Genomic DNA, 13,099 nt, shown 5'->3' with positions numbered 1-13,099 from the left:
CTTGGGGCTTTTGTTTTAGCTCGAGAGCTTCACACAAAATTACAGTAAGGCCAAAATTGCATCCGTGTGCTACTGCATCAGCGCCACATCTGCGCGGCTCTCAACATTCAAACGAATTACTGGCTCGGTATTGCTGCTGACAAGTTAAAGCGCCAGACACCAAAATCCATACACACACAATCAGTTTCATCCACTGACACCGCTTGCGACTCATTAGCTCAATCACCAGTAGCCACGGGATCATACCACTGTCGCGCAATAAGCAAAATCAAGGGAGTAATAATGCGCGCTCATTTCTCCGCGTAGATTGCATCTTCTTTGGGCATCCGCTCTTTGATAAATGCATGTCCAGTTTTACGATGCATCGCTACACCACCTGCTTGCTCAACAATGTCGCTGGTATTCCAAGTCAGGCGTGATCATGAATAATTTTCGCTCCTGGGGTATTTACCGAGAAGACTTTAGCCAAGAGTCCTACCAATATAATACCCCTCAATAAACTCACGAGTTTCATCAGACAGGAAGCTACGATCAAAGTCGCCATCTAATGCGATACCTAAGTCTGCACCCTGTGCCTTCACAGCATTGGCAGTATCAGCACGATTTTCGGGTAGCAATGGGTAGGGGATCCCGTTCGGGAAAGTGCCATCGGCTTCGTTGTGTACTGTGAAGAACTGTACCAGCACTTTCGCCATGAGGAATTGCGGTTTAAGTAAATCAGTCACATAGCAAGCTGCACCTATGATAACCCGACCACTGCTTCCTGATTATCTGCCCCCGTATTTCGTGGAACCCCAAATTGCACTTCAAGCTCGCGCACCTGCCGTATTTTCTTGCAGAAATTATGCGAACTTCGCACTGGAATGATAGCAACTGCTCAGCGCGCTGGAATGGTTCTGTGACTTTGCCAAGTGTTGTTACTTCCATCATCAATCGGCGTAATCGTTACTGACCCGTGAATCTGATTTATAAGTTCAGGCATCATAGACGCATCGCCTGTATTGTTGTCAATGACTTCAAAAGTGCGAATATCCAGGATTTGGACATAAAGACCGAGGTGAACGTCGCACCACTGCCGACGGGAATACGTCCCATATTTATTAGTGCCCATCTTCCTTGCTGAGCATTGTGATACCAGTGCAATCAAGCGATAAATGTAATCCATCTGGGCTTTGACCCTCAGAAGTCGCAACTATCCCTGATTTTTATCGGGGTGAGATTGCGCTAGCATCAGCAACTGAGCGCTCTAAAAGGGCGAGCCGCAGCCGAGTTGCAACCATGACAGGTATATGAAGCGATGCGAGGCCGAACAATCATTTGATACTGAGGCATAATTAAATGGCGGCCTCGCTAAAAGTAGCTGATCGTGCACATTTGCCAGAGATCCCTGCAGTCCATTTCGGTGCTGAATCAAGCCAAAGCATCAATGCGGCACGTAATTCCAAAGCGGTATGATAAGTGTCCCTGTAGGTATTTTAACCTCGTTGGGTTTGGATTTGCTAATGTAGCTTTTTATGATCGGTGTGAAATCGCTGACTCTTGTAACAAAGAAAGCAGAAACAGGTATGAAATAAATTTATGCGACAATGGACATAATCAAACAAATAACTCACCACAGGTTCTTTAGTTAATACGCAATTGATCTACAAACAGCATATCGTAACCATAACATCAATTATATTTTTACATACTTAAAAAAATTAACTATATGAAAAAAACACGAAATATAAAAAAATTTATCGTTACAATAACATTGATCTTATTAATCTTAATCTTGGGTTATTTGTGCAAGTTAGCACTGCTTCATACATCATTTTACAAATACGATACCCACAGCGATTACCAATATAATTTCCAATTTAGCAGAAAAGATAACTTGGAAATCGAAGATCACAGTATTAAATCCTTGCCATGGATACATGGAGCTACAAGCGCCTTCCTATCTGTTAAAATTAAATCCACGCTACTATCCAGAATATTCCCCCCCTGTATCACCATCCTAAGTGAATCCATACAAGATAAACAGTGCTTTGAATTTGGTGCCAGTGGAGTTCGTTACTTAAATCTATCTTCGTTTATTGGCCAGAGTAATCTACAATTTGAGGTTAACAATTTAACCCTGGACAATCAAAAAGTACAGTTGGCTCAAGATATCATTGGCGACTATACAACTAAAAATATTTTAATTTTGGCTCCCCATCCTGACGATGCAGAAATTGCAGCATATGGATTATATAGTAAAGCCAAAAATGCGTACGTAATCACCGTCACAGCTGGAGATGCGGGAGGAGAACTATATTCAGATCTTTTTGCGGAGCACGAACTGGCTGAGATCTATAAAGCAAAAGGAGAGTTACGAACTTGGAACAGCATCACGACCCCAATGCTAGCCGGTGTGAAGCCGCAGAACATGCTCAATCTCGGCTATTACGATGGAACATTAAAAATAATGCATAAGGAACCGAATGAGGTTGTTCACTCCTTACACAATAAAGAAATATTGATGAGTAACTATCGTAAATTCAATAATTCGGAATTGCTCACAAAGGGTGAAGCGACTGCGACTTGGGCAAATTTGATTAGCGACCTTCAAATCGTGCTGGATAAAACCCAACCAGATCTCATAGTTTCCCCCTATCCTGCTATTGACGCTCATGCTGATCATAAATTTACAACTGTGGCATTAATTGAGGCGCTGTCAAAATCAACTACTGCAGTTAAACCTAAACTTCTCTTGTACACTGCACATCTTCCTAATGCACCAAGTGAGACTTATCCATTTGGTGCAAAAGGAGATGGAGTAACTTTACCACCACTCGGCAAACAACTCTTCTTCCGTAAAATAATTTCAATCCCACTAGATGCTAACTTGCAGCGCAAGAAATATATTGCACTGGATTCGATGAGTGATTTAAGGCCTAGCGCAAGGAGGCAGAAAACCAGTAAATTAATATCACTTAACCTTAACCAGTTATTAAATGAGACAACGGGATCGGACTCAAGCTATTTTAGGCGTGCCGTTAGATCAAATGAGCTTTTTTTTGAGATTAATACAGAGGACGCACTTTCAGAAGTAACAAGAAAAAAAATATATGGGGATCTTGACTAACACAGTAATCGCCCTGCAGCGACTGAGCAGATTCCAATCAAATTGACCACGCAAATTGAACCAACTTAAACATTCAGTTGATTTTATCTTGCACACTAACTGTTTCTGTTTTGCATGAAAGCTCAGCAGTGCTTAATCCCAAATATTATTATAAGGGTTTTATTTCACTCAATTTGCATCACATTTAATTTGTGCATTAACTCTGCAATTCAATACACCACTTCCACCGCATATTCAATCTTCAGATGTTTAAAATATGATGTAATTCTATTCGGCCGCAATTGAAGTCGTTTCAATGCCGATTTTGACCACCTTTCCAATTCGTTCAACGACTTTGTTGTTTGGCCAGTGCGGATTTGTTGCATCTAGCTGCTCAATGCTAGTGAGGATTCAATCATGACGCACTGGCATGGAAAATTGATTTATTGCTGCCCGCTGAACGAATCATCCGAGCGTTAATCAAGTTCTCTAATGACGAGTTCAGCCCAAAGCCATCCGTTATGACAATGGTACAGAATAAATCAGCCAAAAGGTCAAAGACTGGGTGGAAAACTGGGCATACGACTGGAGTATATCCAGCTAAGGAATCCGCAAAAGAAAGCGTATGTGGTGAGCAACAATCACACGTTGCGATACGACTTACTGAATCACCGACCAATTTGAATCGGTCACTGACATGCAAGAGTTCGCCCCCAATAGGGCATGGAGTTGCAACACTGAGCGAGCAAATATGGCCTTTGAGAGTATTACCTAAAAACAAGAGTATGCATTAACTTCTTCTATTTGCAACCTCGCAAAAAACGCGGGGGTTGCCGTCAAATCCTTCTTCCGGCAACCCGAATGCGATTATACGAAAATACGACGTTACTCTCTAAAATATTAACTCTTTCAAAATATTAGAAGGATTTTTAAAAAACTAATCACGACCATATAAATCACGGGTAAATACTTTATCCTTGACATCATCAAGTTCATCAGACAAACGATTAGAAACAATAATATCGGACAATGCTTTGAATTCAGCCAAATCGGTATACACTTTGGAATTAAAAAACTCTGTTTCTTTCATCGCAGGCTCAAAAATAATGACTTCGATCCCTTTGGCTTTAAGCCGTTTCATAACCCCCTGAATCGCTGAAGCACGAAAATTATCAGAATCAGCTTTCATAACTAAGCGATAAATACCAACCACCCGTGGATCTTTACGCCAAATTTCTTTGGCAATAAAATCTTTACGCGTTGTATTAGAATCAACAATCGCACGGATAATATTATTAGGAACTTCCTGATAATTTGCTAAAAGTTGCTTAGTGTCCTTTGGTAAGCAATAGCCGCCATACCCAAATGAAGGATTATTATAATGATCGCCAATCCGTGGATCGAGCCCAACCCCTTCAATAATTTGTCGCGTATCCAGGCCATGACTAATTGCATAGCTATCGAGCTCATTAAAATAAGCTACTCGCATGGCTAGGTAGGTATTAGCAAATAATTTAATCGCCTCTGCTTCAGTGGATGCAGTATGCAAAACAGGAATGTAGCGCTTGATTGCCCCTTGCTGCAACAACTGAGCGAACTGAATTGCAGCAGGCGTCTGATCACCAACGACAATTCGCGAAGGATGCAAATTATCGTACAAAGCCTTCCCTTCTCGCAAAAACTCAGGAGAGAAAATAATATTTTGTGTGCCAAACTCTTTACGCATCCGCTCCGTGAAGCCAACCGGAATCGTAGATTTGATAATCATCGTTGCATTAGGTGCAAATTGCAATACATCACGAATCACGGATTCAACTGAGCAGGTATTAAAATAATTGGTTTCAACATCATAATCCGTCGGCGTAGCAATCACGACAAAATCAGCATCCGCGTAAGCATAAACCTTATCGGTACTAGCAATCAAATCAAGCCGCTTATTCGCTAGATAATACTCAATTTCGGTATCGATGATTGGGCTCTGCTTATTATTGATTAAATCAACCTTAACCTGATCAATATCCAAAGCAATCACTGTGTTATGCTGTGCCAATAAAATTGCATTAGAAAGCCCAACGTATCCCGTACCAGCTATTGTAATCTTCATTAAAGCACCCAGATGTAAAAAACATTAAACTATGAGATATTACAATTGACTAAATCAACAAAAACAAATACAACATTAAATAGACAATTAGCTATTGATAAATTCTGCTAGATTACCAATCAAATCAGCATTAGCATATTCAGTGAACCCATCACCAGACAGCAAAGAGTGACTACGATCTAAAAGCTCGATTAATTTAGCCTCATCCCATGCAACAAATATTGAAGCTTTCTTTTCTAACCAGCGTGCAGTTGCCAATTGATGCTCATTACGATGCTCACCTAAGGATGCTTTACGTGGGAAGATGATAATTGGCTTATGATATTTTAGCGCGGTTAAAACTGAGCCCATCCCTGCATGAGCTACGATAATGCGTGCATCTTTGAAATATTGGTTTGATAAATCAGGCGGTAAAAAATCGTGGCAATTTAAATAATCAAACATTGCATTGCTTGGACCAACCTGAGCGATAATTTTCTCACTTGGATTGATCTCAGCCCAATCATTGAGCACATTAATCATACGATCAAATGCCAATTGCGTGCCTACTGTAGCGAAAATCATAATACGCCCCCCAATAATGAGGACCCTCTGGTTTTGCTAAATGCTCCCACTGAGTCAGCCAAGCATGTGCGAAGCGCCCAGCTTGTTGGCCCGAACTAGAAAGTGTTTCTGAATTTGCAATGCTATCAATCCAAACTGTTTTAGCACCAAGTATGCGGCCAAACAATATTGCAGCAAAACCAGGTGCAGCTCCTGTTGTCACTACAACGTCGGGACGAACTTTAATCATTACCCACAGCACATCCAAAAACATACGGAGCAACTTAAATTTATTCCACATATTAGCATCAGTAACGACATGCAGAGGTGCATCAACTTCTTTTGCATAACCCGCGTTAGTACTCATAAACTCAACCAAACACCCCTCAAAAGCAGGTCGCAAGCGAAGTAATTGCACCCAATGCCCTCCACCGGACGCAACCGCTAAAACACGTTTTTTCTTACTCATTGAATACTCTTTGGCTTTGCGCCCAATTGACTATAAATACGACCTAAATCTGCTAGAACAACCTCCATAACAAATTCAGTATTAATTCGACCCAACGCAGACTGTATAATCCGATTTCGTAATGTAGAATCAGCAAATAATTTATCAATGGCCGCAGATAACCCGATTACATCGCCAGGTTCAATTAACAAACCATCGATACCATCACGACAAATATCTGGAATTCCACCTACTTTACTAGCAATTACAGGAACCCCTGCGCCATCGCTTCTAATATACACACTGGCAGCCCTTCAAAATAAGAAGGCAAAACAAAAATATCAGCGGTTCGCAATGCTAGCACTTTATCACCACCGGCAATCCAACCCGGCATTTCAATTTGCCTTTCAATACCCAATTCAATAGCCAAATCCCAAAACGGGTTTTGATCCCCATCACCAGCCAACACTAATTGTGCTAATGGGTATTTATCCACGATGCTTTTCCAAGATGCGATTAAATCATATACCCCCTTCTTCTCCCGTAAGCGCCCAAGAAATAAAACTCTGAATGGGATTGGGGTGGCTTCAAATTTTGAAGCCATAATTGGATTAGGCAAGGCGTAAACACGGCAATTAGGTTCAATAGTCAACACAGTCTCTTCCCAGCTACTTGTCAACACAATAACCTGATCAACCTGTCGTAAAATCCAACGAATATAGCGCTTCTGCCATGGTTTACATTCTCGATGATAAAACACAGGGAACTCACCACTGTGCAAATGAAATATTGTTTTTACCCCAAAAAAAAGAGCTAAACACAACAAGCCCGATTTTCGCCAAAAACTCGCACGAGAAGCCGAGTGGGCATGCACAACTGCAACTTGCCTTGTTACTAACCAAAAAAACAAAACTATATAGGCACGTAAAGCCATCAGAAGTTTGTTAATCAGTCGATCATTCTGATATGTTGCCAAAAAACGAATCGGCCATTTATCAAATAATCCACCGTCTTTATAACTTTTGATGACTGCGGTAATCCCTCCAAAGGCAGACCAATCAGTACCAATCATGACAATATGAGTCATCAATACCCCATTCCTAAGATCGACTATAATATCAATTAATGTTACGCATTAAATGTATTCACCGTTGAAACAAGCAAATTATAATATTCCAGCCCAATTTTTTGGACTGAAAAATCTTCAGCACGCTGTCGTTGCAATTTTGGATCAAAAGGATTATTGCTAAGTACCTCATCAATAGCCAACGCCATTGCTTCTGCATCTCCAACGGGCACTAATCTTCCAAATTGACCATTTTTGAGAATCTCAGCGGGACCTGAGTCACAATCAGTGCTGACAATTGGTAAGCCAAATGCCATTGCCTCAACGATGACATTTCCAAATCCTTCCCACGCAGATGAGAGCACGAAAAGATCGGCTTCTTGATAAAAAATTTCCGGGTTATTTGTATACTCAGAAAATGTCACGCGACCATTTAAATCATTAGCAGCAACAAAGTCAATTAGGAGTTGACTCTCTAACTTATCAGAAATCCCACCTAAAATAGTTAGCTTAGCATTTACAGTTTTTAATTTTTTAAATGCCATAAGCAAAGTCATGTAATCTTTTGCTTTGACAACACGACCCACTGCCAATATATTTGCTGTTTTTTTATCGTGTTTATACAATTGAACTTGCATACTTGCGTAACGTATCGGGTTATAAATTGCTCTAACCTTACTTTTCGACTTCATCAAACCAGATAATTCGAACTGAAGCCCTTTTGAGACGCAAACAACAGCATTTGCTAATAAATATAGATACGAAACAATAAAGTTAACAATTTGCCTTCTATGAAAACTACTTGCTTGAAAATGATGTTTGATAGAAGCGTGCTCACTAACAATAATTGGACACTTATGCTTGCTGAGTATTCGAGCAATCAGAACTGAACCGTTAGTATCAGGGTACGCAGACAGAACAATGTCTGGCTTGATGGACTCTAACACTTTTTTAAATGGAAGAATTGATTGAAGCGTACGATTAACATCAAGCGAAATCACTTGCAATCCTAAAGCCCGAGCATTAACATCATTTTCACCCGCTAAGCGGTCAACCACAAAAATAATTTCGCAATTGTGATGGCAATGTAGATATTCAGCGAGCGATAAAAATACACGCTCTGCACCACCGAAACCTAGCACCGAAATTCTAAAAATCACTTTAAGCGACATGCACAGCCCAATATAAATTTACTTTATTAATTTACGTTTTACATTAAAAATAAAATTAGACAACAATGGGAACATAAATATTCTTAACCTTCGAGCACCAACAGAAGTGTAGCGCCAAAACTTTAAACGCATAAATAACAAATCAGATTCAATTTTATTATCCAATTTTGAATAAGTATTAGTATTTTGCATACACCTGTGTAAAACATAAAAAACAGCTATTTTCAAAAGCTGCACATGGTGTTCCTTTCGATGCAACAATGTAATATAGAGATCTTGCAGTGGCTTAACGTAGGCCGCACTCATATTCATAGTCGCACCTAAAGCATTAATTCTATATGCATAAAGCGCATTTTTAATTTGAAATATATTTTCAGCCTTTTCATACAAGACATGCAACAAAATCAAATCCTCACAAAATCGGACACCAACAGGAAAGAAGTGACCATGCAATAAAGTCTTTTTAAAAAAACGAATAACTGGATACCAAATAGATGCAGCAAAAACATCCTCAAGCAGATCAACAGCAGGATGCATGCCAAAATTAGGATGAACATAATTTTCAACGGCAGATTCTATGTCCGCAACCTCAGAAAATGTTTTCCAGCCTATCTCAACAATATCAGGACTATTCATTGAGATCACAGACAAAACCGATGAGTAATACCCTGGTAGAATTAAATCATCGGCATCAACAAAACCTATATACTCGCCATGTGCATGTGCTATCCCCGTATTTCTTGCGACGCTAACGCCTTGATTTTCTTGTTCTAATAAAATCAATCGACCCATTAAAAGTTCTGAATTGAATTGAGCCTTAATTAAATCAACACTCTGATCTTTGCTTCCATCGTTCACTAAAACAATCTCAACATTTTCCGGTTTTTCAGACAATAATGAATCGACACACTGAACAATGTAGTTTTCAACATTATAAATTGGAACAATAATTGAGAGGGTAATTGGCATTACTTTGTACTCACGACATAAATAACAGATTGCCATGCCTTTTGAGGCATTATGAAAATATTTAATATTGACTTAACTGCGATAAAAAACACGTCACGAGTCGCCGGGAATATTCCATAGATAAAAAAATCCGCGATTGCGTACGAAATCACAGAGGACATCGCCGCTGCAACAATGCCAAACCGGGGTATTAAAGCAAAATTAAGTGACACGCTAGTGACTGCTACAACAACCGATTTAAATAATTCATATTTTGCCTGGCCACGCATAATGAGCAGTCGCGAGTATAAGGAGGCAGGGATTACAAATAGCCACACCCAAGCCAATACCCGCAAAGCTTCAGCACTCTCGGTAAATTTGGCGCCATACAAGAGAGCAATGATTTGCTCAGAGAAAATGGCTGTGATTAAGGCCACTGGAAACGCAAGCAGAAAAAAAATCGTGATCATGCCGCCAACCATTTGGGCAAATTCAACATGGTTCTCTAAACGCTGCGCCAAGGCGGCATAAAAAGTCATCGTAATAATTGGGCCAACAAAGTTAAACTGGATAATCAGCTTTGATGCTGCAGAATAAACCCCCGCTGCATGATTCGAGATTAAATGAGCAATAATTAAAACATCCGACTGCATGAAAATGGGAAAGATAGCTGCCGACAGGAGCGCTGGCGTTGCCTCTTTAACAGTTCGAAGCATTTGATGTGTATCAACTTGCCAATCACGCCAGCTGATTAAGCTTAATTTCTGATATTGCCAAAACAACATCGCACATTGGATCAGTGCTTGCAATGGCAAATAAGCAATTACCCATTCATAACTCCAGCCTAGGTAAATGGCCAAACCTAAATAAATGAGCGCACCGATGCGCGATACCATGGCCGATGCAGCAATTGCACGTGGCTGATTCGTTGCTTGAAAATACAGCTTCCCTAAAGTAGCCCGTGTAAATAAAGTAGTAAGAAGTACAAATAATACTATTATCACCATTTGCATTGATTCGAGCTTACCCATCCAGTACAAGCACAAAATCAAACACGCCGAATAAACTAGCCACCCCAAAAACTGCGCCATCATCACGCTGCCAATATATCGGCCATTATCACGGTCTTTAGCTAAATCACGTACGATAAAATGGTCTAGCCCCAATGTCGCCAAAAACATAAACAAGGCTGAAGTAGACTGCACTAAACTTAATTGTCCTAAATTTTCAGGACCAAAAAAACGAGCGACAAAAAAAACACTGACTAAACCAAAGAAAATCGTACTAAGATTTTCACTTGCATACCAAATGACATTACTAAGGTTTCTTTTTTTAGACATCGAAATCGACTGACATAATGTATATGTGGATTAAATATTCTTCTTAATTGCCGGCGTGGATAAATAGGCCGCCCAACCAAAACTCAACCATGCCATCCACGAAAATTTGGGATCTGTAATCACCGTTGAGCTAATAGTATTTAGTAACATATAAATTAAAATAGAAAACGCAGCTGCGCGGTGCGCTTTTGCATGTATCGTTGGTGTTTTAAGCTGATACGAATAGAGCAGAATTAAGCCAAAAATGAGCAGTAAAGCGTAAGCTGCAAATAGCCCCCCTTCGGCATAAATATTCGGCCAGTAGGTATCCATTAAAAACAAACCCTGCCGATACCAATAGTAATAGCGAGCAAAGCCCAAATCATCGTACAAAGACGGGTCAAACTTCATCGCCGCAACACCACCATAGGTTCCTAAACCTGCACCAAGTGGGAAATATTGCTGAGCGACTTCGTAGCCATGCACGGTCAGAGCAACACGATCTGTAAGCTGATACAGCGTACCCGTAATTCCCCACAATCTCAGTACTTCATCTAAATGCAATTTATCTGCTAATAAGTAAATTGTTAACCCTACTAAAATCAAGCCGAGTATTGAAAACAGCAGTTTTTGCCAAGTTGGTCGCTGCACATAAAGTAAAAAAAATATAACCACACTAATTATCAGTGCCATTAATTCATTTCTTTGCCCAGTACAAATCAAAACCAATCCAAAAGCAGCTATCCCATATATAAACACGATTTTTCTGTACCTGAGCCAACCAGCCAGTAAAAAGATGAATCCAACAGATGCCACTGCAGCTGTGTTCGAGCTTAATGTATAAAATCCACCGAGTCGTTTTATGAGCGGAATAAATGGATTACTTTCACCACCATAACTGTTATTTGAATAAGAGAAAAGGTTATTCAAAAGACTAGGCGCAAGAATTTGTAGCACTGTAAAAAAAAGCAGCACGAACGAAAACCCAAGCAAGACAATCCATACTTTGCTCTCTAATTTTCTATCCCAAACAATTGCAAAACCTGAAATGAACATCAACGGCCATTTCAAGTTATACCCAAATTGATACACCGCGGAAAACCACTCCGAACGACCATACAAACTTGACGCAAGCTGCAAGATCCACATCAAAATTAATATCAAAAAAGCAAAACATAATACTTTTGATTGCGAAATATACGGCCAGGCAGCAAATACAAAGCCTATCGCTGAAGTGTATAAAATCAGATCTGTAACATTCTGCAAGGCTAACGGGCTCATGCGCGCGAGCAATTGTGATATTACACTGCCAAAAAAAATTGCTAGTAAAAGCCAAGAGTAGCTACGTGAAAAAAACAATTCTTTATTTTTTAACACCAAAAAGAATACTACGGTGCCCGCTAACATAATAGCAGGAACCAAGAACATAACCGCCTTGAAAACGATGGCAATTGCAGAAAATACAGAACAAATTAGTGCCAAAACAAACATCATCGCCACAGGATAATTAATATGACTCCTGAATAAATCGATTTTTTGAATTAAAGCATGACCATGTTTTGTAAGATTAGCGTTCACCTTTTGCACCCAATACTCGCACTAATTTTAAATTAGCTATATCTTTCGTTGGTCCGGCAGCCATCACTATCCCCTTATGAAGTATTCTAAATGCTTCCGCCGAACTATCTCTATACGCGGGAGTATACACTCCGAATTTATATGCTGGTGCTAAGTTCTCATATATGTCGGCATTCGGAATTGTTTGCCCACTGTACTTCAAAACCAATTTATTATCCAAATAAAACTCCCAGTAGCCAGCACTTAACGCATCTGAATAATAATTTTTTTCCCATTTAGCTAATAATTTTACGGAATACCATTGCCCATAATTAATTTCAGTTTGAAAGGGTGAATTCACATAACTATATCGCGATACATGCTCTTCAATCGCCAATGTTAACTTTCCTGGTGTTGTAGAGCCATAAAGTGTTAAACCGATCGGTGGGGGACCATACTTACTTGCGTGCCATTGTGTAATCCACAATGGATTGCCAGGCTGTCTAGTATTCCCCATATAGTGTGTTGCTAATGTCTCTTCATTACTTACATTCACAAATGATGCAGCATTGAGCGGTGTATTAGTTGGTGAATATGTAAAGTTCTTTGGCACATAAAATGAAACCCAATATGCATAGTGGTTTTCTGGTTTTCTTTCCCACCATTTATCACGGCCCAACTCATTTCGCTCTGCTTTTCGATATTGATGCGTAAACTCAAATACAGGTTTATTACCTTTAACTGGGTCTACAACACGCTCTAAGGTGCCACTGTGCGTTTGAACGCCCATATTATCAGCTACATATTGCATCGTAACAGGCATGACTAAATCAAATACTGGATATGCATCCATG

General features: G+C 39.9%; 10 protein-coding genes and 1 pseudogene. 1 reads left to right on the top strand and 10 read right to left on the bottom strand.

Annotated features, from left to right (window positions below; genetic code table 11):
* Positions 1-461: 461 nt before the first annotated feature.
* Entirely contained in the window at positions 462-725 is a 264-nt protein-coding gene (locus HZU75_RS17665; protein WP_308419421.1) for a hypothetical protein, read from the bottom strand.
* A 983-nt stretch (positions 726-1,708) separates the two neighbouring features.
* Here HZU75_RS17665 and HZU75_RS14050 point away from each other — a divergent pair.
* Complete coding sequence (locus HZU75_RS14050) at positions 1,709-3,109, top strand: PIG-L family deacetylase (protein WP_180306637.1); 1,401 nt, start codon at positions 1,709-1,711, stop codon at positions 3,107-3,109.
* 916 nt (positions 3,110-4,025) lie between these two features.
* Here the strand turns inward: HZU75_RS14050 and HZU75_RS14045 are convergent.
* From HZU75_RS14045 to HZU75_RS14000, 9 genes and pseudogenes are all read right to left on the bottom strand, one after another.
* Positions 4,026-5,192 (bottom strand): nucleotide sugar dehydrogenase, encoded by a 1,167-nt coding sequence (locus tag HZU75_RS14045; protein ID WP_180306636.1) that lies wholly within the window; start codon positions 5,190-5,192, stop codon positions 4,026-4,028.
* An 87-nt stretch (positions 5,193-5,279) separates the two neighbouring features.
* Positions 5,280-5,756: a glycosyltransferase gene (locus tag HZU75_RS14040; RefSeq protein WP_180306635.1), complete on the bottom strand. Its 477-nt coding sequence runs from the start codon at positions 5,754-5,756 to the stop codon at positions 5,280-5,282.
* Entirely contained in the window at positions 5,719-6,204 is a 486-nt protein-coding gene (locus HZU75_RS14035; protein ID WP_180306634.1) for a glycosyltransferase family protein, read from the bottom strand. The genes HZU75_RS14040 and HZU75_RS14035 overlap by 38 nt, the downstream gene beginning before the upstream one ends.
* Positions 6,201-7,117, bottom strand: a pseudogene (locus tag HZU75_RS17810) (glycosyltransferase family 4 protein). Before HZU75_RS17810 ends, HZU75_RS14035 begins: the two are co-directional and overlap by 4 nt.
* A gap of 194 nt (positions 7,118-7,311) precedes the next feature.
* Entirely contained in the window at positions 7,312-8,421 is a 1,110-nt protein-coding gene (locus HZU75_RS14020; protein WP_180306631.1) for a glycosyltransferase, read from the bottom strand.
* An 18-nt stretch (positions 8,422-8,439) separates the two neighbouring features.
* On the bottom strand, positions 8,440-9,390 hold the full coding sequence (locus tag HZU75_RS14015; protein ID WP_180306630.1) for a glycosyltransferase: 951 nt from the start codon (positions 9,388-9,390) through the stop codon (positions 8,440-8,442).
* Entirely contained in the window at positions 9,390-10,709 is a 1,320-nt protein-coding gene (locus HZU75_RS14010; RefSeq protein WP_180306629.1) for a flippase, read from the bottom strand. Before HZU75_RS14010 ends, HZU75_RS14015 begins: the two co-directional genes overlap by 1 nt.
* Before the next feature lie 30 nt (positions 10,710-10,739).
* On the bottom strand, positions 10,740-12,266 hold the full coding sequence (locus tag HZU75_RS14005) for an O-antigen ligase family protein (RefSeq protein WP_180306628.1): 1,527 nt from the start codon (positions 12,264-12,266) through the stop codon (positions 10,740-10,742).
* Positions 12,256-13,098: a heparin lyase I family protein gene (locus HZU75_RS14000; RefSeq protein ID WP_180306627.1), complete on the bottom strand. Its 843-nt coding sequence runs from the start codon at positions 13,096-13,098 to the stop codon at positions 12,256-12,258. Before HZU75_RS14000 ends, HZU75_RS14005 begins: the two co-directional genes overlap by 11 nt.
* Position 13,099: the final 1 nt, after the last annotated feature.

Origin of the sequence: Chitinibacter fontanus, assembly GCF_013423785.1 — a bacterium.
Lineage (GTDB): Bacteria > Pseudomonadota > Gammaproteobacteria > Burkholderiales > Chitinibacteraceae > Chitinibacter > Chitinibacter fontanus.
Note: the sequence above shows the minus strand (reverse complement) of the source record. Positions and strands in the feature narration are given on the sequence as shown.